At 65.3% G+C, this 23,242-nt stretch carries 14 protein-coding genes; all 14 read right to left on the reverse strand.

The annotated features are described in order from the left end of the window. Nucleotides 1–76: 76 nt before the first annotated feature. The 14 genes from HNS03_RS07010 to HNS03_RS07075 all read right to left on the reverse strand — a co-directional run bounded on the left by HNS03_RS07010 (nucleotide 77) and on the right by HNS03_RS07075 (nucleotide 23,146). Nucleotides 77–781 (reverse strand): ZIP family metal transporter, encoded by a 705-nt coding sequence (locus tag HNS03_RS07010; RefSeq protein ID WP_367194036.1) that lies wholly within the window; start codon nucleotides 779–781, stop codon nucleotides 77–79. A gap of 171 nt (nucleotides 782–952) precedes the next feature. After that, nucleotides 953–3,082, reverse strand: a complete 2,130-nt coding sequence (gene pnp / locus HNS03_RS07015) for a polyribonucleotide nucleotidyltransferase (protein WP_367194037.1) — start codon at nucleotides 3,080–3,082, stop codon at nucleotides 953–955. 280 nt (nucleotides 3,083–3,362) lie between these two features. Then, nucleotides 3,363–3,632, reverse strand: a complete 270-nt coding sequence (gene rpsO, locus HNS03_RS07020; protein ID WP_367194039.1) for a 30S ribosomal protein S15 — start codon at nucleotides 3,630–3,632, stop codon at nucleotides 3,363–3,365. 345 nt (nucleotides 3,633–3,977) lie between these two features. Continuing rightward, complete coding sequence (gene truB / locus HNS03_RS07025; RefSeq protein ID WP_367194199.1) at nucleotides 3,978–4,886, reverse strand: tRNA pseudouridine(55) synthase TruB; 909 nt, start codon at nucleotides 4,884–4,886, stop codon at nucleotides 3,978–3,980. A gap of 92 nt (nucleotides 4,887–4,978) precedes the next feature. Continuing rightward, nucleotides 4,979–5,365, reverse strand: a complete 387-nt coding sequence (rbfA, locus tag HNS03_RS07030; protein ID WP_367194040.1) for a 30S ribosome-binding factor RbfA — start codon at nucleotides 5,363–5,365, stop codon at nucleotides 4,979–4,981. 273 nt (nucleotides 5,366–5,638) lie between these two features. Then, the gene (gene infB, locus HNS03_RS07035; protein WP_367194042.1) at nucleotides 5,639–8,719 is read right to left on the reverse strand and encodes a translation initiation factor IF-2; all 3,081 of its coding nucleotides are present in this window, start codon (nucleotides 8,717–8,719) and stop codon (nucleotides 5,639–5,641) included. Between the two features lie 32 nt (nucleotides 8,720–8,751). Next, nucleotides 8,752–9,393, reverse strand: coding sequence for an RNA-binding protein (locus HNS03_RS07040; RefSeq protein WP_367194044.1), 642 nt, complete (start codon nucleotides 9,391–9,393; stop codon nucleotides 8,752–8,754). 72 nt (nucleotides 9,394–9,465) lie between these two features. Continuing rightward, nucleotides 9,466–11,073: a transcription termination factor NusA gene (gene nusA / locus HNS03_RS07045; protein WP_367194045.1), complete on the reverse strand. Its 1,608-nt coding sequence runs from the start codon at nucleotides 11,071–11,073 to the stop codon at nucleotides 9,466–9,468. Between the two features lie 65 nt (nucleotides 11,074–11,138). After that, nucleotides 11,139–11,768, reverse strand: a complete 630-nt coding sequence (gene rimP, locus HNS03_RS07050) for a ribosome maturation factor RimP (protein ID WP_367194046.1) — start codon at nucleotides 11,766–11,768, stop codon at nucleotides 11,139–11,141. 241 nt (nucleotides 11,769–12,009) lie between these two features. After that, on the reverse strand, nucleotides 12,010–12,771 hold the full coding sequence (locus tag HNS03_RS07055) for an ABC transporter permease (protein ID WP_367194048.1): 762 nt from the start codon (nucleotides 12,769–12,771) through the stop codon (nucleotides 12,010–12,012). Then, nucleotides 12,768–13,694 (reverse strand): ABC transporter ATP-binding protein, encoded by a 927-nt coding sequence (locus HNS03_RS07060; protein ID WP_367194049.1) that lies wholly within the window; start codon nucleotides 13,692–13,694, stop codon nucleotides 12,768–12,770. Before HNS03_RS07060 ends, HNS03_RS07055 begins: the two co-directional genes overlap by 4 nt. Nucleotides 13,695–13,879: 185 nt before the next feature. After that, nucleotides 13,880–14,650 (reverse strand): SDR family NAD(P)-dependent oxidoreductase, encoded by a 771-nt coding sequence (locus HNS03_RS07065; RefSeq protein ID WP_367194051.1) that lies wholly within the window; start codon nucleotides 14,648–14,650, stop codon nucleotides 13,880–13,882. Nucleotides 14,651–14,896: 246 nt separating this feature from the next. Then, nucleotides 14,897–16,486 carry a putative bifunctional diguanylate cyclase/phosphodiesterase gene (locus HNS03_RS07070; RefSeq protein WP_367194052.1) on the reverse strand — a complete coding sequence of 530 codons (1,590 nt, stop codon included), beginning with the start codon at nucleotides 16,484–16,486 and terminating at the stop codon, nucleotides 14,897–14,899. 426 nt (nucleotides 16,487–16,912) lie between these two features. Further along, nucleotides 16,913–23,146, reverse strand: coding sequence for a hypothetical protein (locus HNS03_RS07075; RefSeq protein ID WP_367194054.1), 6,234 nt, complete (start codon nucleotides 23,144–23,146; stop codon nucleotides 16,913–16,915). Nucleotides 23,147–23,242 lie beyond the last annotated feature (96 nt).

The following is a 23,242-nucleotide window of genomic DNA, read 5'->3' on the forward strand; positions in this document are numbered from 1 at the left end:
AGCGCGGCGCCGAAACACGACAATGTAACAATATAGCGCCTTTTCCAATCAGGTGGGAATACCTGACGGGCCCGTTCTACCCGACCGCTTCCTGAAGCAAGATCAGGACCAGAAAGCCAATAAAAAAGAGCGCGGTGACCCAGGGCCGATCCTCCGCTTGCTCATGCGCCTCAACCAACAGCTCCTCCGTCACGAGATAGAGGAGCGCAATCAGCCCGAACGCGAACAGGCCGGCCTTGACCGCCGGTTCGGCAAAGGCGACCGGCGCCGACAGAAGCACGCCTACGGGCATCAAGAGCACGACAGCGACGGTCGCGAGCACCGCCTTCAGCCGCGAGGACATCTCCTCCCCCAGCCCGATCGCGGTCGAAACGCCGAGGAACAGGACCTCCAGCGTTAGCGCCGCCGTGAGCAGAATCCCTGCAGAGGCGCCAGCCGCGAAGGCAATCCCCAGCACCAAGCCGTCGATCAAGAGATCCACACCGACGGTGGTCAGCAGGCCGACCGGTCCTTTGGCGATTTTCTCCAGTTGCCCGACCAGGAGCATGGCGGCGATGCCAGCGAAACCGCCGATCAGGGTCGGCATCACACCGCCTTCGTCGAGAATATCGGGGAGGATTTCACCGGCCGCGGCGGCAAACACCACGCCCGCGGCGAAATGCTGGACGGCGCTGGTCAGAACCGGACCGGGCCGGCGAAAGATCGCAAGCAAGGCCCCGACGACCGCGGCCGCAACCGGGATCAACGTATAGCCGAGCGCGACCGCAACGGTCGACGACATGGTGCCCCTCCCCGCCTGTCCAACCACCCATATCACGTTTGCGCCCGGACTACCGGGAGAGCTGGAGCTGTCCCGCTTTTCAATCCCGAGAACAAAAAAACCCCCGGCGCGAGCCGGGGGCTTCGTCAATTTCCGGCGGGACAGACGCCCCGCTTGTGACCGGTCGACCGATCAGGCGGCGTCCGGCGCGATTTCCTTGCCGGTTTCCTGGTCGACGACCTTCATCGACAGGCGAACCTTGCCGCGCTCGTCGAAGCCGAGCAGCTTCACCCAGACCTTGTCGCCTTCCTTGACCACGTCGGTGACCTTCTCCGGGCGGCCATTGGTGAGCTGGGAGATATGCACCAGCCCGTCGCGGGAGCCGAAGAAGTTCACGAACGCGCCGAAGTCGACGGTCTTCACGACCGTGCCCTCGTAGATCGCGTTGACCTCGGGCTCGGCGGCAATGCCCTTGATCCAGTTCAGCGCGGCCGTGATCGCCTTGCCGTCCGCCGAGGCGACCTTGACGGTGCCGTCGTCGGAGATGTCGATCTTGGCACCGGTTTTCTCCACGATCTCGCGGATCACCTTACCGCCCGAGCCAATCACTTCGCGGATCTTGTCGACCGGGATGGTGATGACTTCGATGCGCGGAGCATACTCGCCAAGATCGGTGCGGGCTTCCGACAGCGCCTTGGACATTTCGCCGAGGATATGGGTCCGGCCATCCTTCGCCTGGGCGAGGGCGACCTTCATGATCTCCTCGGTAATGCCGTCGATCTTGATGTCCATCTGCAGCGAGGTGACGCCAGCTTCGGTGCCGGCCACCTTGAAGTCCATGTCGCCCAGATGATCCTCGTCGCCGAGGATGTCGGAGAGCACGGCGAAGCGGTCGCCCTCCTTGATGAGTCCCATGGCGATGCCGGCCACCGGACGCTTCAGCGGCACGCCGGCATCCATCATAGCCAGCGAAGAGCCGCAGACCGTGGCCATCGACGAGGACCCGTTGGACTCGGTGATCTCGGAGACCACGCGGATCGTGTACGGGAATTCGTGATGCAGCGGCAGAACCGGGTGCACCGCGCGCCAGGCGAGCTTGCCGTGGCCGATTTCGCGGCGGCCCGGCGAGCCCATGCGGCCGGTTTCACCGACCGAGAACGGCGGGAAGTTGTAGTGCAGCATGAAGGTGGCCTTGTAGGTCCCCTCCAGCGCATCGATGAACTGTTCATCGTCGCCGGTGCCCAGCGTGGTCACGACCATCGCCTGGGTCTCGCCACGGGTGAACAGCGCCGAGCCATGGGTCCGCGGCAGAATGCCGACCTGGGCCTCGATCGGGCGCACCGTCTGCAGGTCGCGGCCATCGATACGGATCTTGTCGTCAAGGATCCGACCGCGGACGATCTCGGCCTCAAGCGCCTTGAACTGACCGCCGACTGCCTCCTTGGCGTAGACCTCGCCACCAGCGGCGCCTTCCTCGGTGCACAGCTTGGCGACGACCTTCTCCTTGACGGCGGAGATGGCGTCGCGACGCTCGAACTTCACCGGGATTTGGTAGGCGGCGCGCAGGTCCGCCTCGGCGATCTCCTTGACCTTCGCCATCAGCGCGGAGGTGTCCGGCACGGAATGCTCGCGCGGCTCCTTGGCGCCCTTTTCGGCGAGACGGATGATCGCGTCGATCACCGGCTGGAAGCCCTTGTGGCCGAACATGACGGCGGAGAGCATCTCGTCCTCGGAGAGCTCCTTCGCCTCCGATTCCACCATCAGGACAGCGTCGGCGGTGCCGGCGACCACCAGGTCGAGCTTGGAATCGGCCATACGGTCGATCTCGGGGTTCAGCACGAACTCGCCGTCGATCAGGCCGACGCGGGCGCCGCCGATCGGACCCATGAAGGGCACGCCGGACAGCGTGAGCGCGGCGGATGCGGCAACCATGGCGACCATGTCCGGCGCATTTTCCAGATCATGCGACAGGACGGTGACGATCACTTGGGTGTCGTTCTTGTAGCCGTCGGCGAACAGCGGACGGATCGGGCGGTCGATCAGGCGCGAGGTCAGCACCTCGTGCTCGGCCGGCCGGCCTTCGCGCTTGAAGAAGCCACCGGGGATGCGGCCCGCGGCAAATGCCTTCTCCTGGTAGTTCACCGTCAGCGGGAAGAAGTCGAAGCCGGGCTTGGGCTCCTTCTCGGAGACGACGGTGGCCAGCACGGTGGTCTCGCCATAGGTGGCGAGCACGGCGCCGTCGGCCTGGCGGGCGATACGGCCGGTCTCGAGCGTGAGCGGACGGCCGCCCCACTCGATGGTTTCTTTGTAAATTTCGAACATGGTTTTCCTCACGTCATGCGGGAACGGCACGACGGACCATGGGCAAGACGGCAAGACACAGGAGCGGCAGCCATCTGACCGATGGCCCCCTCCTTTGCCGTGCGATCCTGCCCCATGGCCACGCAGTTTCTCCGTTCGTGCGGGCGGTTTGGGCACCTGGCGACGGTTCGCCCCGGCCCTATGTCAGGCGACAGGGCGCAAAGCCGGCTGCCGCCAAAAGCAAAACAAGGACGCCGCGGTCCGGAACAGCCGGCCGCGGCGCCTGAAGGATGCAATCAGCTCAGCGGCGAATGCCGAGGCGCTTGATCACGTCCTGATAGCGGCTCTCTTCCACCTTCCGCAGATAGTCCAGAAGATGACGCCGCTGGCTGACCAGCTTCAGAAGGCCCCGCCGGGAGTGATTGTCCTTGGCGTGGGTCTTGAAGTGCTCGGTCAGGTTGATGATGCGCTCGGTCAGGATCGCGATCTGGACTTCCGCCGAGCCGGTGTCGCCATCGGCCTTCGCGAATTCCTTGATGAGCTCTTGCTTGCGTTCAGCAGTGATCGACATCGGGGTCCTTTCACAACATTGAAGGCCGCAGATGCAGCCCGGTTTTTTCTTGTTGGGGAGGCGAAGCAGACAAGCGGGCCGTCTTTTCGATCATCGCAACCGAGGCTGCCTGCGACCGAACCAAGACCCTTCGTTCCCTCCCCTTGGCGGCCGATGCCGGGATGTCGTCCAGCAGGGTCGCCAATGGATAAGGTCATGGACTCACAGATCCGAACGTCCCGGTCGCCGGAGCGTTCGCATGTGCGAATCCATGACCAAGAGCCGGGAAGCAGCAAGGCCGCCCGGCTCATCGCCGCCTAGATAAGCAATTCTTTGCGGTGACGCCAGTAAAATTGCCGAATCCGCTCACCGACGCGGTTCGGAATGGCGGAAAACGCGCTTGGGATTGAAGGTTCCGCGCTCCACCTCGCCCAGCGCGACCAGCCGACCGGCCGCCATGGCGTAGGCCTCGCCGGCAAAGACCGGCGCGTCCCGGCCCTTCAGGATCACGGCCTGCCCCCGACGCAGCCGACCCGCGTCGCTGCCGGTCACCGTCACCAGAGGCAGATCGTCGAGCGCCTCTTCCACCGGCAGGAGACAATCGTCCAACTTGGCCGCGCCGTCTTCCTCCTCGGCGATCTCGCGCAACGCGTCGAGGGTAATCATATCCTCCTCGGCGAACGGCCCGACGGCGAGCCGCCGCAGACGCGAGACGTGACCGCAGGTGCCAAGCGCCCGGCCCATGTCGCGAGCGAGTGCGCGCACGTAGGTGCCCTTGCCGCACTCCGCCTCGAACACCGCCTCGTCGGCACTCGGCCGATCGACGAGCCTCAAATCGTAGACGCGAATGGTGCGGGCCTGGAGCTCCACCTCTTCCCCGGCACGGGCGAGGTCGTAGGCGCGTTCGCCGGCGATCTTGATTGCGGAGTAGCGCGGCGGAACCTGCTCTATCTCACCGGTGAAATCGGAAAGGATCGTCCGAATCGCCGCCTCGTCCGGACGGATATCCGACGTTGCCGCGATTTCGCCCTCGGCGTCGTCGGTGTCGGTTTCGACGCCCCATTTGACGACGAAGCTGTAGACCTTCCGGCCGTCCACGACGTAAGGCACCGTCTTGGTCGCCTCGCCGAAGGCGATCGGCAGCAGGCCGGACGCCAACGGATCCAGCGTGCCGGCATGACCGGCCTTCTGCGGCCGAAACAGTCGCTTCACCGCGCCGAGCGCCTCGGTGGAGGTCAGGCCAACGGGCTTGTCGAGGATCAGCCAACCGGTGATGTCGCGCTTGCGGCGCTGGGGCTTGCCGCGTTTCGCCGGTTCGGCCTCAGTCGCGTTCGTCTCCGACGCATTCGGCTCGGTCGAAAGATCGCTCACGCCTCGTCCTCCGTACCGTCCTCGACATCCTTGCGCACGTCCGGCGAATCCAGGAGCGCATTGATGCGGTCGTCGTCATCGTAACGCGTATCGATGACGAACCTGAGATCGGGCAGGAATTTGAGCTCCACGCGCTTGGAGAGCTCCGCCTTGAGCTCGCGCCGGCTGGCCTCCAGCGCCTTGACCGTCGTGGCCCGGTCGCCGCCGCCGAGCGGCATGACAAGCACGGTCGCCACCTTCAGATCCGGGCTCATCCGGACTTCCGGCACGGTCACGAGATGACTCGGCACCGCGAGGCCGTGCACATCGCCGCGCATGAAAATATCGGACAGGGCGTGGCGGACGAGTTCGCCCACCCGCAACTGGCGTTGTGAAAACGTCATATCGAAAACCGAGTTTGCTTGATCCGCTTTCAGCGGCCTTGTCGTTTGCCACCGCCATCGAAAGCGGCGCGCAACGCGAGCCGCCCGACGTCTCGTTCAATCTGATCGAGCCGCCCGTTCCAGATCGCGCATCGCGCTTCGATCCGGTCGGAGATGGCGTCGAGCGCTGCCGGAAGAAGCGCAGCGTCGGCACATGCCGGAGCGAACGGTTCGGTGTCTCCACCGACGAGCCCGACGACGATGCCTTCTTTTGCCCGGCTGGCTACGGTCGCCTTAGAGCGACCGCGCCACCTCTTCCACCCGATAGCACTCGATGAAGTCGCCGGGTCGGATGTCCTGGTAGTTCTCGAAGGCCATACCGCATTCCTGGCCGACCTGAACTTCCTTCACCTCGTCCTTGAAGCGCTTCAGCGTGCCGAGCTTGCCTTCGTGGATCACCACGTTGTCGCGCAGCAGGCGGACCGACGCACCGCGCTCCACCATGCCTTCCGTGACGCGGCAGCCGGCGACCTTGCCGACCTTGGTGATGTTGAAGACTTCCAGGATCTCCGCGTTGCCCAGGAACGTCTCGCGACGCTCCGGCGACAACATGCCGGACATGGCCGCTTTCACATCATCGATCAGGTTGTAGATGATGTTGTAGTAGCGGATCTCGACACCGGCCCGATCGGCCGCATCCCGAGCCTGGCGGTTGGCACGAACGTTGAAGCCGATGATCGCCGCACCCGACGCCTCCGCGAGCGTGACGTCGGACTCGGTGATAGCGCCGACACCGGAGTGCAGCACGCGGGCAGCGACCTCGTCCGTGTTCAGCTTCTCCAGAGAGCCGATGATCGCCTCGACCGAGCCCTGCACGTCGCCCTTGATGACGAGCGGGAATTCGGCGCGACCGGCGGCCTTCAGATCGCTCATCATCTGCTCCAGCGAGCCGCGGGCCATCGGCTTTGCCGACTGCTTTTCGCGACGCAGACGCTGGCGATACTCCGAGATCTCACGGGCGCGCGCCTCGTTCTCGACCACCGCGAAGCGGTCGCCCGCATGGGGCGTCGCTTGCAGGCCGAGCACTTCGACCGGCATCGACGGCCCCGCTTCGGAGACCTGCTGGCCGTGATCGTTGATCAGCGCACGCACGCGGCCCCACTCCGGACCGGCGATCAGGACGTCGCCGACCCGCAGCGTGCCACGCTGCACCAGCACCGTGGCGACCGAACCGCGACCGCGATCAAGCTGAGCTTCGATCACGATGCCTTCGGCCGGGCGATCCGGGTTGGCCTTGAGCTCCAGCACTTCCGACTGCAGCAGGATCGCCTCGAGCAGCTTGTCGAGGTTGGTCTGCTTGAGCGCGGAGACCTCAACCTCAAGCGTATCGCCACCCATCGATTCCACGACGATCTCGTGCTGCAGCAGCTCGGTGCGCACCCTGCCCGGATCCGCGCCCGGCTTGTCGATCTTGTTGATCGCCACGATGATCGGGACGTTTGCCGCCCGCGCGTGGTGAATCGCCTCGATCGTCTGCGGCATGATGCCGTCGTCGGCGGCCACCACCAGGATCACGATGTCCGTGGCCGTCGCGCCGCGGGCACGCATGGCGGTAAACGCCGCATGGCCCGGCGTATCCAGGAAGGTGATCTTCTGGCCATCCTGCTCGACCTGATAGGCGCCGATGTGCTGGGTGATGCCGCCCGCCTCGCCGGACACGACGTTGGCCTTGCGGATGGCGTCCAGAAGCGACGTCTTGCCGTGATCGACGTGACCCATGATGGTGACGACCGGCGGACGCCCCGCCAGATCGGAGTTCTCGTCCGGCTGATCGAACAGGCCTTCCTCGACGTCGGATTCCGACACGCGCTTGACCGTGTGACCCATTTCGGTCGCGACCAGCTCTGCGGTGTCGGCGTCGATGACGTCGTTGATCTTGTGCATTTGCCCCTGCTTCATGAGCAGCTTGACCACATCCACGCCCCGCTCGGCCATACGGCTGGCGAGTTCCTGGATGGTGATCGTCTCCGGCAGCACAACCTCACGCACGATCTTCTCCCGGGGACCAGGCTGGGCCGCCCGCTTTTCCTTCTCGCGACGACGGCGCATGGCGGCCAGGCTGCGGCCACGCTCGTTGTCGTCCTCAAGCGCGGTCGTAATCGTCAGCTTGGTCCGACGACGCTCGTCGGTCTTCGGAGTCGGCTTGGACGGCGCGACGCGAGCGCGCTTGGCCTTGGCCTTCTCAGCTTCCTCGTCGTCGAGCTCGGCCTGGGTCTTGCGGCGGCTCGGCGTACTCTCCTCGTCCTTCGCCTTGCCCGGCGTGCGGCGATCGGAGCGGGCCTCGGCTTCCGGACCGGCGACCGCGGCAGCCGCCTCTTCCTCGGCCTGGCGCTTGGCCTCTTCTTCCTCGGCCTTCTTGCGCTCTTCCGCCTCCTGGATGAGACGGGCCTCTTCCTCCGCCTTCTCCCGACGGATGCGCTCCAGTTCTTCACGCTCCTTACGGGCTTCTTCCTCGGCGCGACGCTGGTCGTCCGCCTCGCGCGAGCGCGCCTCGGCGAGCGCCGCCGCCCGGGCGCGGGATTCCGCGTCGGTCAGGGTGCGATGGATCTGCTGCCCACGCCCCCCGGAGCGCTGGCCGCCGTCCCGACGGGAGTCGTCGCGTCCCCGTCCGCGCTGCGGCTGCTCGTTGCGGTCCTGGCGACGGCCGCCTTGCGGCTGGCCCTTGCCCTGGGGCTGCTGTGGCGCGCGGCGCGGCTCAGCGGCAGGCTTTGCCGCCGGGGTCGGCGCTTTGGCTTCGGGAGCCTTTGCTTCAGGCGCCTTGGCTTCGGTCGCGGGCGCAGCCGGCTTCGGCGCTTCAACCGCCGGGGCGGGCGCGGCCGGAGCCTTCGCCTCGGCCGCAGGGACCTCGGGCGTCGGAGCCTCGGGAGCCTTTGCTTCGGGCGCCTTGGCCTCCACAGCCGGCGCTTCCGGCTTGGCCTCGGGTGCCGGCGCCTCGACTTCAGGCGCCTTCGCTTCGATCTCCGGGGTCGGCGCAGGTGCCTCCGGTGCCTTGGCTTCGGCGGCCTGCTTCGGCGCTTCGGCGGCAGGAGCCGGCGTCGCCGGCGCGCTCACCTCCGGCGCGGACGCGGGGGCGGTCGGTGCCTTGGCCTCGGCGGCGGGCTCGGAAGCTGCGGGCGACGCGCTCTCCTGGCCACGCGCGTCCTGGGAGCCGGGCACCACCACGCGACGCTTCTTCTTCTCGACGACGACTGACTTCGAGCGCCCATGGCTGAAGCTTTGGCGCACGGTACCCTGCTCCACGCCACGGCGGAGCGAGAGGGTCTTCTTGCGCTCGACGCTCAAGGTCTTGTCGCCAGTGTTTTTCGTTTCGCTCATACTTGCCTTCGATCCTGCGGCGTACGGTCCGCTTAATTCATAATAGGCTCGCTCGAACGGGGGGCTTCCGCCTCGGCCCCGATCCGAAAGCGTTCAAGTCGATCCACACGTTCGAGAAATCCGGAGCTCGCCCGGCCCGATTTCAGGCACGCATGTATCACATGACCGCGGCCCAATGCCAAACTCAATTGGTCCGCGTTAAAGCTTGCCACAAGAGGAAGCGCGTCTTCACGGCCGAAACGCCGCGTCACCGCTTGCCGAATCTTGCGACGTCCGTCGGCCGCGCCGTCGCTTGCCTCAACCAGCGCGACGACCGGATCGCGGCCGATGGCCGCCTCGACGGACTGAAACCCATCCACAACGGAGCCCGCCTTGCGGGCGAGCCCCAGCGACGCCAATGCCCGCTCCGTGAGGAGCACTTCAATCCGACCGGCGAGCCCCGGCTCGACCGTCACTTGCGCCTTGAACCCCCGACCAAACAAGCGCTTGCGCTCCGCCGCGTCAACCGCTTCCCGTGTCGCGGTTACCCAAACGCCGCGTCCCGGCAAGTCACCCTTGATGTCCGGCACCACCCGACCTTCGGGATCGCACACGAAGCGGATCAGCCGATCGACCGGCCGCACCTCTCGGGTGACCAGGCACTGCCTCTCGGCTGGCTCGTTCTTGCGCGGCATCGTGTCGATGCGTCTCCCTTCCAGTCCTCGTTCCTCGTACCGACGCGCTCGGCCTCGGCCGAGCGCCGGCTATCAGCTTTCCACGGACGCTTCGGCGTCGGCATCGTCCTCGACGTCGGACGCCGCCAAATCCTCTTCCGTGATCCAGCCGGCCTTGATTCGGGCGGCAAGAATGATCTCCTCGGCATCGGCCCGGCTGAGATCGAAATCGGACAGGGCGCCGGTGTGGCGTTCGACCTCGCCCTGCTTGCGCTCCACCCAGCCGACCAGATCGTCTGTGGCGCAGCCGGCGAGATCTTCCACCGTCTTGATGTCGTCCTTGCCGAGCGCGACCATCATGGCCGTCGTGATGCCCGGCACTGAACGGACCTCGTCCTCGACACCCAGCGACCGGCGCTCCTCGTCGAGCTGGCGCTCGCGCTCTTCCAGATGCTCGCGCGCGCGCGCCTGGATCTCTTCCGCCGTCTCCTCGTCGAAGCCCTCGATGCCGGAGATCTCGTCGGTTTCGACGTAGGCCACTTCCTCGATCGAAGTGAAGCCTTCCGAGGCGAGGAGCTGACCAACCACCTCGTCCACGTTCAGACCTTCGACGAACAGCTCGGTGCGCTCCTGGAATTCCTTCTGACGGCGCTCCGATTCCTCCTGCTCGGTCAGGATATCGATGTCCCAGCCGGTGAGCTGCGAGGCAAGCCGCACATTCTGACCGCGACGCCCGATGGCGAGCGAAAGCTGCTCGTCCGGCACCACCACCTCGATGCGCTCTGCGTCCTCGTCGAGCACGACCTTGGCCACCTCGGCCGGCTGCAAGGCGTTGACGATGAAGGTCGCCGCATCCGGATTCCACGGAATGATGTCGATCTTCTCGCCCTGCAGCTCCTGCACCACGGCCTGAACGCGGGAGCCGCGCATACCGACGCAGGCGCCGACCGGATCGATGGAGGAATCGTTCGACACCACCGCGATCTTGGCGCGGCTGCCCGGATCGCGGGCGACCGACTTCACCTCGATCACACCGTCGTAAATTTCCGGCACTTCCTGGCGGAACAGCTTCGCCATGAACTGCGGATGCGTGCGCGACAGGAACACCTGCGGACCGCGCTGCTCGCGCCGAACGTCCATGATGTAGGCGCGGATGCGGTCGCCGTTGCGGAACAGCTCGCGCGGAATGAGCTGATCGCGCTTCACGATCGCTTCACCACGGCCGAGATCGACGATCACGTTGCCATATTCGACCCGCTTTACGACGCCGTTCACGACTTCGCCAATGCGGTCCTTGAACTCTTCATACTGATGGTCGCGCTCGGCCTCGCGCACCTTCTGCACAATCACCTGCTTGGCCGACTGGGCCGCGATGCGGCCGAAGTCCAGCGGCGGCAGCGGCTCGGAGATGAAGTCGCCGAGTTGAGCATCGGGATTGCGATGCTTGGCCTCATCCAGATCGATCTGGGCGACCGGATTTTCCACCGTCTCGACCACTTCCAGCAGGCGCTGCAGGCGGATATCGCCGGTGCGCGGATTGATCTCCGCGCGCACTTCCGTTTCCGAGCCGTAGCGCGACCGCGCAGCCTTCTGAATCGCGTCTTCCATGGCCGCGATCACGATGCCGCGGTCGATCGACTTCTCCCGCGCGACGGCGTCGGCGATCTGCAGAAGCTCCAAGCGGTTTGCACTGACAGCCATAGTCTTTTCTTCCTCCGCTCGGCCCTTGGTCGGGGCCGCGCTCAAATTGATGTCGACCGCGCGCCTCAGGCGTCGCGGGACGACCCTTCCTTGCGCGCCTTGCGCTCCGCCCTCAGCGAATCTTCGATCAGCGCGTCGGTCAGCACCAGTCGGGCATCGGAGATGTCCTCGATCGGCAGCTCGACCTCGCTCGCCCCCTCCTTGCCCTCGATGCGCAGCACGGCATTGTCGCCGCGCGCACCGATCAGGACGCCCCGAAAGCGTTTGCGCCCGTCGCGCATCCTGGACAGCTCGATCTTGGTCTCGTGCCCCATCCAGCGATCGAAGTCGGACCGGCGGACCAGCGGACGATCGATTCCCGGCGACGAGATCTCCAGGTTGTAGGCCTTGTCGATCGGGTCTTCGAGATCGAGCACCGGCGAGATCCCCTTGGAGATTTCCTCGCAGTCGTCGACCGTCATCGTCCCGTCCGGCCGTTCGGCCATGATCTGAAGCGTGCAACCGTTGAGGTTGGAGACCTTGACCCGCACCAGACGGTATCCGAGGTCGGCAAGCACCGGCTCGACGATGGTGGCGATGCGCGCATCAAGACCTTGCTCGCGCACCAGGCGCGGCTCGTCGAGCGCATCGTCCGACCCGGTCTCGGCCGGCTCGAAATCAGGTTCGATATCGTCGTGCTTGTCGGCAGCAGTCACGCGCGATCCATTGGTTCGCCTCGGCGGGGGCGCGCAGAGCGCGTTCCTGCCGAGCGTCAGAGGTGCGATCGTTCCCGCGCGGCGGCGCGAGACGATCCGGGTAAACGAAAAAGAGCGGGTGCCCCGCGGGCCCCACTCTCAGTCTGCATCGAAACGATGCCGATAGAGATGTTCGGATCGCTTACGAATATAGCGCAAACGACCCGAAACGCAAGACGACAGCGCCCGCCACTTGTGGTGGTCAGGGGCGCAGGCGCCACCCGGTCTTGAAGATCAGACGAATCACGGTGAGACAGACCGCCAGGAACACCAGCGTCATGGCGAGCGAGATCGTCACCGGCACGTCGGAGGTGCCGTAGAACGACCAGCGAAAGCCGGAAACCAGATAGACGACCGGGTTCACCAGCGTGATCTTCTGCCAGATCGGCGGCAGCATGGCGATCGAGTAGAACGTACCGCCGAGGAAGGTCAGCGGCATGATGAACAACAGCGGAATGAGCTGCAGCTTCTCAAAACCGTCGGCCCAGATCCCGATGATAAAGCCGAACAGGGAGAAGGTGACCGCCGTCAGCACCAGGAATGTCAGCATCACGAACGGATGCTCGATGCGGATCGGCACGAACAGGGCCGCTGTCGCCAGGATAATCAGTCCCAGGATGATCGACTTGGTCGCGGCCGCGCCGACATAGCCGAGCACGATTTCCAAAGCCGAGATCGGCGCCGACAGCACCTCGTAGACGGTGCCGGTGAACTTCGGAAAATAGATTCCGAAGGCCGCATTCGACACGCTCTGGGTGAGAAGCGACAGCATGATCAGGCCGGGCACGATGAAGGCGCCGTAGCTGACACCGTCGACCTCCTGGATGCGCGAACCGATCGCCCCGCCGAACACGACGAAATAGAGCGACGTCGACAACACCGGCGAAATAATGCTCTGCAAAATCGTGCGCGCCGTCCGATTCATTTCGAAGGCGTAAATCGCACGTACGGCGTGGGTGTTCATCGCCGCTCCCTCACGAGGTTGACGAAGATCTCCTCCAGCGAGCTTTGCTCGGTATAGAGATCCTTGAAACGGATTTCGGCGGCCCGCAGATCGGTCATCAGCGAGGTGATGCCGGTGCGTTCGGCCTGGGTGTCATAGGTGTAGACGAGTTCCGATCCATCCTCCGAAAGCGCCAGATCGTAACCGGCCAGTCCTTCGGGAACGGTGTCGAGCGGCTCCTGCAGGATCAGGGTCAGGCGCTTGCGGCCAAGCTGGCGCATCAGCGCGGCCTTTTCCTCCACCAGCATCAGTTCGCCGCGCGAGATGACGCCGATGCGGTCGGCCATCTCCTCCGCCTCCTCCAGATAGTGGGTGGTCAGGATGATCGTGACGCCGGAATCCCGGAGCTGGCGAACCACCTCCCACATGTCGCGGCGCAGCTCCACGTCGACGCCGGCGGTCGGTTCGTCCAGGAACAGAACCGACGGCTCGTGCGCGAGCGCCTTGGCGATCATCACGCGCCGCTTCATGCCGCCGGAGAGCGTGCGAAGCTGGTTGGCGCGCTTCTCCCACAGCGACAGGTCCTTCAGGACCCGCTCGACGATCGCCGGATCTTTCGGCTTGCCGAACAGGCCGCGACTGAAGGCGACGGTATCCTGCACTTTTTCGAACTGGTCGGTGGTGAGTTCCTGGGGCACGAGCCCGACCATTTCGCGGGCGGCCCGGAAGGCATCCACGGTGTCGTGGCCGCCGATGACGACGCGACCTTGGCTTGCATTGACCAGACCGCAGATGATGGAGATGAGCGTCGTCTTGCCGGCCCCATTCGGGCCGAGCAGTGCGAAGATCTCACCTTTTTCGATATCGAGATCGACCGACTTCAAAGCCTCGAAGCCGGTCGCATAGACCTTGGAAAGGCCACGAACGGAAAGCACGGGAGCCATGGGAACGGGTTGAGCCCTATTCTCGAGCGGCGGGACCGGAGCGCGACATCAAGCCGCGACCGGCCCCCTTATTTGGGACCGTTCAGTACAAAAATAAGAGGGGGCTGACCAGACCGGGGTGAGGAAAAGTGGGGACCGGTTTTCCGCTCGCCTCCACTCCAACGCAAAAAACAGATCGAGCACCTTCAGAGCGATGAAACCAGATGGCCGCCGTCAACCGGAATGACGGCCCCCGTCATGAAGCTCGACGCGTCGGTGGCGAGCAGCAGGAACACGCCGTCGAGCTCCTCCATCTGGCCGATGCGACGCATGGGAATCCGCTTCACCATGCCCTGCCCGGCCTCGCTTTCGAAGAAGGCGGCATTGATCTCGGTCTCGAAATAGCCCGGCGCGATCGCGTTGACCCGAATTCCGTGCCGCGCCCACTCCAGCGCCAGCGACTTGGTCATCTGCACCACGCCGGCCTTGGAGATCGCATAGGGACCGACCCCGGCCGCCACTCGCTCGCCCAGGATCGAGGCGATGTTGATCACATTGCCCGCGACGCGCTGCTCCCGCCAGCGCCGCGCGACCGATACGGCCATCAGCCAGACGCCGCGCAGATTGACCGCCATCACGTTGTCGAAATCGGACACCGACTGGTCGATCGCATGCCCCTCGGTGGCGATCCCGGCGTTGTTCACCAGAACGTCGACCCCTCCCATAGCGGAAAACACCTCCGCAAGGCTGGTCTCGATCGAGGTGTCGTCGGTCACATCCAGCTCGACCGCCAGCGCGGAGGCGGCACCGGCCGCCGTCAGCTCCTCGACGAGACCGTCCAGACGGTCCTTGCGGCGGGCGGCGACGACGACATGGGCCCCGGACCGCGCGGCAACGGTGGCAAAGTGCGCGCCCAGCCCACTCGACGCTCCGGTTACGAGCATGCGGCGTCCGGCAAGCCGGCTAGCGAGATCCATCGGGTCAAACTCCGTTCTTGTTGTTGACGCCATCTCAGATCGGGTGGGACACCCGATCGACGAAAAACGGCTTCGGATTGAAAAGCTGAAGCGACTCCCTATCGGCCAGATCGGTCGGATCTGACGGGTGGGGGCTCGAAGGCGGGCGTTTCGCCAGGGGACTGTCGCAGCCGACCGCACCGACGACAAGGGCTCTTGCGGTCGTTTTGTCCGCGAGGGAGGGAGCCACCCCTTGCCCTCAGGCCTCTAGCTCACCTCAGCGCAGATACGATCGGAGGCCAGAAAGGCGCCGATCTCCTCCCCTTTCAGGGGCAGGGTAAAAAGAAAGCCTTGGCAGCTCGTACAGCCATGTTCGCGCAAGCGCCGGAGCTGGTCCGGCGTCTCCACGCCCTCCGCCGTCACCTTGATCTCGAGCGTCCGGCCGAGTTCGACGGAGGTCTTGAGGACCGCCACCTCGAAGCGATCTGAGGCATCCGCCTGGATCACACTCCGGTCGATCTTCATCCGTGAGAAAGGAAGCATCCCGAGCACCGGAAGCGTGCAGTCTTCCGATGCGAAATCGTCGAGCGAAAATTGCACTCCAGCCTCCAGGAGCGACTGGAGCCCGGTGGCGGCTATGGCAATTTCGCTGGGCCCGACCGCCTCGGAAATCTCGATTTCCAGTTTGTGCGGCGGCAGCCCGGAACCATCCAAAATCGACAGAATCCGCGCCGAAAAGGATGGCGCCTTCAGCTCCTCCGCCGAGACGTTCATCGCAAGTCGGATGTCGTCCGGCCAGCGGACCGCCAATCGCGCAGCCTGCCTAAGGATCCTGTCGGTAAGATCCGGCATCTTGCCGAGGGCATGGGCGACGGGAAGGAAGACTTCCGGCGCAATCACGCCCAAACGGGGATGGTGCCAGCGCGCCAGCGCCTCGAACGCCTCCACCCGACAGCTTTCCAGATTCAGGATCGGCTGGAAATAGGGCTCGAACCGCCCTTCCTCCAACGCCGTCTCGAAATCCTCGCAGAGTTCCAGGTTCGACCAAAAGCCGCTTTCCAAAGACGGCGTAAAGAGCGTGAAGCTGCGCGGAAGACCGTTGGCCTTGCTTTTGTAGAGGGCGAGATCCGCACGCCGGATGAGATCGGACGAGGTCACCCCGTCCCGCTCGGCAAGGGCTGCCCCCAGAGAGGCATCGACGGCGAAGTTGACGTTGTAGATCCGCACCGGCCGATCGAACAGGGCAAAGACCCTTTGGGCCAGACCTTCGACATCGGCCTCACTGATATTTTGAACGACAATGGCGAACTCGTCGCCCCCGAGCCGAGCCACAATGCCTTCGCCCCGGCGCAGCGCGCGCTGCAGACGATGGCCCACTTCGCGCAGCACCTCGTCCCCTGCCGAATGCCCGAACCCATCATTGATGGTCTTGAAGCCATTCAGATCGAGCAGCAGGACGGCATGAACCCGGTTCGGCTCCACGGGCCTGGTGAGTGCCTCGTCCAGCTCGCCCAGAAACCGCCTTCGGTTGGCAAGACCGGTCAACTGGTCGGAATGCGCAAGGTCGTAGACGACGCGTTCGCTTTGTACCCGGCGCTGAAATTCGCGCTTGAGGTGGCGCGCCCGAAGCACGGAGATCAACACGAAGCCCGCCGAATAGATGGCGAGCAGCGCGATTTCCAGGAGATCGATGCCGTAAATGTCGATCAGATTGCGGAAGGGGACGTTCCCGAAGATCACCCAGTTGGCCGCAACCATGACGAAGCAGATGACGGAAAAGAGATAAATCGCGACATCGGACGCGATGTAGCACAGGCCGAATCCTGATTCGTCGCTGTCGGAGGCGAGCCTCACCATCGGCTCCTTACCATTTTGGCGGTCTGCCGGCCCAAGCGATGGTCTCATTCGGTTAGGCCTCCGTCCAAAGCCCGGGCACACGGTCCCGGCGCTCAGATGAGAACGGACAATCCCATAAATTTTTGAGGAGCCCAAGATCGAGGACCCGTGCCAGCGACGGGAAGTCACGCCAATCTCGGTCCGGAAGGGCTCCTCGACAGCAAACAGCCCCGCCCCGCCGAGTGCATCTTGCTGCACGTCTCGAACCGTCCCGCTTTTTACCGAATCGCGGAACGGCTCTAACGCATTGTTTTGACGCGCTTCCGGGCGGCGAACGGGGTCTCCCTTTGCCGGGAAACGCTTTGGGGCGCCGGTGCGCAGCGGTGTTTCTCCGCCGCGCACCTTCCTTGAGACCGAACCCATTGCTCCGGACTCGTCGGCCGGTGATCAGAACCGGTACCCGACCCGCAACGTTCCGGTGTGCGAGGTGAAGTCATCGCTCGCCTGCAGGCCATACTGCGCCTTGAGCTCGAGCCCGCTCTTCATGATCGCGTCGAGGCCGAGGTTCAGGTTGCCGATGATGTCATCGCCCTCATAACTCGTCTCGATCGCCGCCGCGCCGACCGGAGCACCGGCCAACCGCGAGCGCTGGGTCCAGGAGCTGTCGCTCCAGAACGTGACGCCCGCATTGGCATAAGGCCGGAGCGTGGCCATCGCCGTATCGATACGCCCGCCGATCTCGATTTCCGGCGTGAACCCGACCTGGCTGTCGTTGCTGGACTCAAAGTTCATGTTGAGCACGCCGGCACCGCTTTCGCTGTAGGCCGGCACGTTCACGTACATGAAGTCCAGATTGGCGGCCGGCCGCAGATACCAATGCCCGAGATCCACATCGTAGGCCGCCCGGATGCGGGCGGAAATGGTGTGGATATCCTGGGTCGAGCTGGCCGTAGCCGGCACGCCGGCAACGGAGACGGAGCGATCGAAGTCGTATTGACCGAAGGTGTAGCCTGCCGAAGCGGCGAGCAGCCAGTTCGGGGTCGGTTGGTACTTCAAGACGGCACCGATGGACCAGGCATCGCCGTCGCCGGAGGACTGGTGGTCATCCGCCTTGATGGAGGAGTCGGTGTAGAGCGCCGCCGCACCGACAAACCAGTTGTCGCCCAGGAACGGGTTGCCTTCCAGCGAGGCTTCGCCGCCGATCTGGATCGAGCTCTGATCCTCGTCGTAGCCGGTGATCTGCCCGTCCGAGCCGTGATCGAGGCTCATATAGGTGCCGCGCACGTAGACGCAGCTCTCTTCGCTGAGACTCGCGCTGTCACCGACGAACACCGGGCAGGAATGGATCTGGTTCTGGAAGGTCTTGGCGTTGTTCGGCGCCGTCGCCGCCGTCACCGCATTGGTTTCCGGAACGATGTCCTTCAGCGCCTCCTGATAGCCCGAGGAGGTCTGCTCGTTCATGAGCGTGACATAGTGGCTACCGAGCTGACCGAGATTGCCCGCATTCCAGTGTTGCTGCAGGTAGCTCGCCGCCGACGCGTAGTTGGAGGCATCCGACAGCTTCGACGCCGGCGTGGCGAAGTCGACACTCGACACCACGATCGACGCGGAAGTCGGATCGGGCTGTTGGAGGTCGTAGTTGACCACCAGGCTGTCGGTGGCCGTCGCCTGGCCGATATCGACCGACTGGGTCGAGGTGGCGAACGTCGCCTGGAATGGCGTCGACGGATCGAAGGTCGACGGCAGGGCCAGCACCTGCGGCGTTATGGAGCCGCCGACGAAGGCGATCGCGCCGGTCGCCGACAGGCTGTCGTTGGTCCCGGCGGCAAAGTCCATGTCGACCGTCCAGTCGGCGCCCTGGAAGTGGCTGAAGGAGCCGGTCAAAGCCGTTTGCGCGACCTTGTTGGCACCGCCGACGTTCAGAGAGCCGTAGTTCATGAAGGTCGCCTGCGCGGACACGCCACCGGCGGCATAGGTGCCGTCGCCCAGCATATCGAGGCTGGTGCCCGGCTCGAACCGGCCCCCCGGCTCGTTGGAGAAGGTGCCGCCGCGCACGAAGTCGAGATTGCCGATGATCGTGCCGGTGTTGAACACATCGATCGGCGTGGTCGCGATGATCGCAGTGCCGGACCCCGCCTGCAGCGTCCCACCCGAGAAGCTGATGTAGTTGGTCCCCTTGAAGCCGGTGTTGTTGGAGCCACCATCGACGCGGATACCCGCACCGCTATCGGAACCGCCGGTGATATCACCGTCGAAGGTGACTGAAATCACGCCGCCTGGGTTGTTCGGATCGAGGGTTCCATCTTCGAGCTGCTGACCGCTCATGGCCCAGATGCCATAGGCGTTCGAGCCCGTCGCGGAGATCGAGCCGGTCAGGTCGATGGTGACGGTGCCGCCGCTGCCGGTGGCCGACCCGAACGCGTTGCGGCGATAGGTCGTGCCGCTATCGTCGACCAGCGTCGTCAGCATGAGCAGGCCATCGTCATCCGCGGCTAGGCCGCCGCCGCCGCCGAGCGACTGGGCGACGATGCCATGGGCGCGCGAGCCGGTCGTAGAGATGGTCGTGCCTCCGCCGGACGAAGCATCCTGGATCAGGACGGCCCCGCCGGTGCCGGTGCCGGCCGGATCGTCGATGATCAGATTGTCCATGGCGCTGAGCCAATCGCTGTAGCTCATCCCCCGCGATCCGAAGCTTCCGGTGTAGCCGCCGCCACCGCCGACCGACTGGGCCACGATGCCGACCGAGCCGGTTCCCGTGGTGGTGATGGAAGAGCCCTTGGCCAGCGAAATCGTGACGTCGCCGCCGTTGCTCGCCCCATTGGCATGGCTGCCGCTCAGGCGGTGGGCTCCGGAAACGGTCGCCGTCACGAGCGGTCCCGCCGCGTCGACGGACATGCCGCCGCCGCCACCGATCGACTGTGCGATGATGCCGAACGCGGTCCGCCCGGTCGTGGAGACCGTCCCGGACTGGTTGATGGTGACGGAGCCACCATGGCCCCCGTCCGTTTGGGTCCCGCCGAAAATATGGCCGACCGTCAGATCCGTCTCGAACGGGTTGGTGCCGTTGTCCTTGACCGTGTTGAGCTCTACCGCGCCAAGCACGCCGATGCCGCCACCGGAACCGATCGACTGGGCAACCACGCCATGGGCATCCTGGCCCGAGGTCGTCACCGATCCGCTGTTGTCGACGGTCACCGTCCCGCCAACCGCGTCGGATCCCCCGCTGGCGCCGAAGGAGTGAGTGATCGAGGCATCGCCGCTGCTGGTGGCGACCGTGCTGGCCGCAAGGCCGCCGCCGCCGCCAACCGATTGCGCAACGATGCCCAAACTGCCGTGGCCGCTGGTTCCAATCGAGCCGCTATTGGCCGCCGTCACCGTGCCGCCGGTGCCGCCAAGCCCGCCGGGGCTGCCGATGGCGACATCCAGGTTGAACGTCGACGAGCTGGTGGTCGAGGCCGCGCCGGCGGAGCCACCGCCACCGCCGACGGACTGGCCGAACAGACCGAACGCACCGTTGCCGTCGGTCGTAGTCGTGCCGTCGTTCTCGACCGTCACGGTGCCGCCGTCGCCGCCGTTGCCCGACTTACCGCCGACGGTCATGCCCGCCGAATAGCTGGGCCGGATATAATTGTCGCTCGAGGACGACGAGCCACTACCTTTCGAGCCAGTCATCTTGTTCCAGGCCGAGGTCTCCGCGGCGCTCTTCATATTCGCTTTCGCACGGTTTTCGGCGCGCGCCATCATGCCGGCATCGGGCGTGTTCGCCGCCACGGTGCCGCCCGTACCGCCACCACCGCCGACGCTTTGGGCATGGATGCCGTGCGAGCCGACGCCCATGGTCTTGATGGTGGCCTTGGCGTCGTTGGTCACCTTGACCTCGCCACCGGTGCCACCGTTGCCACCGTCGGAGCCCATGGCGACTTCGACCTGAAGCCCGTCGTTGTTCTTATCGCCGGTGGCCGAGGTCGTGGCCGTCGCGTTGCCGCCCGTCGACGTACCACCGCCACCACCGATGGACTGCGCCAGGATGCCGGTGGAATCGGCGCCCGTGGTGACGAGCGTGGCTTCGTTGGTGACGATCACCGTACCGCCGTCGCCGCCAGCGCTGTCCTTGCCGCCCAGGCCGATATTGACCGCCACCGACTGGGTCGCCCGCGAGGCGTCGCCGTCCTGCGCGGACCCGGTACCGCCGGTGCCGCCGCCGCCACCGACCGACTGAGCGAAGATGCCGTAGGAGAAGAACCCGTTCGTGGTGATGTCGGCCTTGTTGTCGACGGTCACCTTGCCACCCTGACCGGTGGCCCCGCCGACCCCGCCGAGTGTGACTGAGAGAGCCACGTCAACCGCCTTGCCGCTGGCCTGGGCCGTGGCCGAGGCATTCGCCCCGGTCCCGCCGCCACCACCAAGGCTGGAGGCGGAAATTCCGAACGACTGCATGTCCGACGTCGTGATCGAGGCTTTGTTGGTGATCTTGACCTCGCCGCCATCGCCACCGCTGCCGCCGTCCCCGCCGACCGCCCAGCCGACGGAGACATTCGGCATGGCTTCGTCGAAGGCGGTGGCCTCCGACTTGTCGGTCGCCTGGCCGCCCGCCCCACCGCTACCGCCGATGCTGGCGGCGAAGACGCCGTGGGAATCGATGCCCTCCGTCTTGATCGTCGAGGTGTTGTCAATCGTAATGGTGCCACCGGTGCCACCGGTGCCACCATTGCCGCCAACATTGATGGAGATGGCAGGCAGCGCAACCGAATAGGTCGTCGCGTCCACACCGCCGGCAACACCGCCGCCGCCGCCGATGCTGAAAGCCAGGATACCCGGCGAGACGAGGCCGCTGGTGGAGATGCTTCCAGGGCTGGAACCGGCAAGCACCGTCACGTCACCGCCGGCGCCGCCATTGCCGCCGTCGCCGCCGGCGGAGAGGTTCAAGACGGCACCCGTGGAGTCAATGCTGCCACCAGAGGCCCCGCCCCCGCCTAGGCTCTGGATCCAGATACCGGGCGAAACCGCCCCTTTGGTGATGACGGTGCCTTCGTTGGTTACCGTGATGGCACCGCCAACGCCGCCCGAACCACCGTCACCGCCTTTTTCGGCGAAGGAGAGCCAACCGGACGAGCCGCCGGCCGTACCTCCGCCGGTCCCGCTCGTGTCGATGCCGGACAGCGCATTATCCAGCGGATTGGCCGCGGCCGCGGCATTGCCCCCGCCCACGCTCTGAGCCAGGATTGCCGCCGCACCGGCACCCTCGGTGCTGATCGTCCCCGTGTTCGTCAGCGTGACGCTGTTGCCGTCTCCGGCGGTGCCACCGTCACCGCCTTCGACACCGGCACCGCCGGACGCGCCGACGCTTTGCGCAAACAGCGCAATCGAATAATCGCCCTTGGTGCTGATCGTCCCGGTGTTGTGGCCCTCGACGGCGCCGCCCTTCCCGCCGTCGCCGCCGCTCTGGTAGGCGCTGGAGCTGCCGATGTCGGCGCCACCATTCGCCCCGACGCCTCCGGCGCTCTGCAACACCACGCCGGGCGAGGCATCGCCCTGGGTCGTGATGGTGCCGGCATTTGAGAACGTGACCGAGGTCTCGGAAGTGGCCGTGCTGTCATATCCGGCGCCGCCCGCGCCGCCGGACTGGCCGCCATTATAAGCCGACGTCCACCAATCCATGAAGCTTCCGGGAGACGCGCCGTTCCCGCCGACCGCCTGGACGATCGCCGCCGGGGCATTCGTCCCTGTGGTCTTAATGGAACCGGCCGAGCCGAGCGTCAGCGACGCCGTCCCGGCATCGCCGCCCGCCCCGCCGTCGCCCGGCAACTGATCTAGGTCCGCATTGTCCTGACCGCCGGTGCCGCCATCCCCGCCGATGGATTCCAGGTAGATCGCGGCGACATAATCCGGCGACGCGGAGACCTTGCCATCAACTGTGGCGGACACGGCCCCGCCGGTGCCGCCATCCGAGCCCTGCGTGGAATACTCGAATGTGTGCTCCGCCTCCGCGCCGGTCGTGCCGTCTCCGCCCTGCGAAACGGCGTAGACGACATAGGATTCGTCGCCTTCGTCCCCTCCGCTGCCCTGCAGGGTCAAGGTCGAGCCGTCCTTGAGGGTAACCGTGATATCGCCACCGCTACCGCCAGCGGAAGGCGTCGGATATTCGTAGAGATCGCGGCCGATGTGCCACCCGCCAGTGTTGCCACCGGTGGAGGTGAGATTCAGAACAAAGGATTCTTCAATATTGCCGGTGGCGGCATTGCTGCCGTTTGCGGTGATGTCACCCGCATTGGTGAAGGTGATAGAGCCGCCGTCGCCACCCGATCCCGGATACACGTTGTCCGAGCCATCGGCCCCATTGCCGCCGGTCGTCGAAATCGTAATCGGAACGTTTCCGGCCTTTGCGAAAGTTCCGTTGTTGACGATGGTGATATCCGAGCCGCTGGTTCCCGGCGCGTTCTGGCCCGGATACTGGTTGCTCGGAGCCGTCCCACCGCCCGTCGTCCCGGTCGAATATTGATACAGCCGATCGTAGGTGGAGCCTTCCGGAATGGTGCAGGAATACTCCACGCAGAGTGGCGTCGCATCCTGCGCTAAGCCCACCGAGGGCGAGGCTGCGACGACGGCCGCAACCAGGGCCGTGGACGCCAGAAGCTCACGCTTGCGCGACAACCGAACCGGCGAAGACCTACGAATTTGCATCAATTCCCCCAAAACTAGCCTGCGGCAGACGCGCAGTCCTTGCCAACCCGACGATCGGGCATCGGCCCCACCCCTGCGTCGATCGACAAGGTCGAA

The sequence above is a fragment of the Amorphus sp. 3PC139-8 genome, assembly GCF_040750475.1.
In the GTDB taxonomy this organism is placed as follows: Bacteria; Pseudomonadota; Alphaproteobacteria; order Rhizobiales; family Amorphaceae; genus Amorphus.

Bases quoted from the DNA above. Each gene is read 5' to 3' on its own strand.
- HNS03_RS07075 (WP_367194054.1), bottom strand. From the start codon at position 23,146: ATGCAAATTCGTAGGTCTTCGCCGGTTCGGTTGTCGCGCAAGCGTGAG.
- infB (WP_367194042.1), bottom strand. From the start codon at position 8,719: ATGAGCGAAACGAAAAACACTGGCGACAAGACCTTGAGCGTCGAGCGC.
- HNS03_RS07070 (WP_367194052.1), bottom strand. From the start codon at position 16,486: ATGGTGAGGCTCGCCTCCGACAGCGACGAATCAGGATTCGGCCTGTGC.
- HNS03_RS07060 (WP_367194049.1), bottom strand. From the start codon at position 13,694: ATGGCTCCCGTGCTTTCCGTTCGTGGCCTTTCCAAGGTCTATGCGACC.
- nusA (WP_367194045.1), bottom strand. From the start codon at position 11,073: ATGGCTGTCAGTGCAAACCGCTTGGAGCTTCTGCAGATCGCCGACGCC.
- HNS03_RS07055 (WP_367194048.1), bottom strand. From the start codon at position 12,771: ATGAACACCCACGCCGTACGTGCGATTTACGCCTTCGAAATGAATCGG.
- rbfA (WP_367194040.1), bottom strand. From the start codon at position 5,365: ATGACGTTTTCACAACGCCAGTTGCGGGTGGGCGAACTCGTCCGCCAC.
- HNS03_RS07065 (WP_367194051.1), bottom strand. From the start codon at position 14,650: ATGGATCTCGCTAGCCGGCTTGCCGGACGCCGCATGCTCGTAACCGGA.
- HNS03_RS07040 (WP_367194044.1), bottom strand. From the start codon at position 9,393: ATGCCGCGCAAGAACGAGCCAGCCGAGAGGCAGTGCCTGGTCACCCGA.
- HNS03_RS07010 (WP_367194036.1), bottom strand. From the start codon at position 781: ATGTCGTCGACCGTTGCGGTCGCGCTCGGCTATACGTTGATCCCGGTT.
- pnp (WP_367194037.1), bottom strand. From the start codon at position 3,082: ATGTTCGAAATTTACAAAGAAACCATCGAGTGGGGCGGCCGTCCGCTC.
- rpsO (WP_367194039.1), bottom strand. From the start codon at position 3,632: ATGTCGATCACTGCTGAACGCAAGCAAGAGCTCATCAAGGAATTCGCG.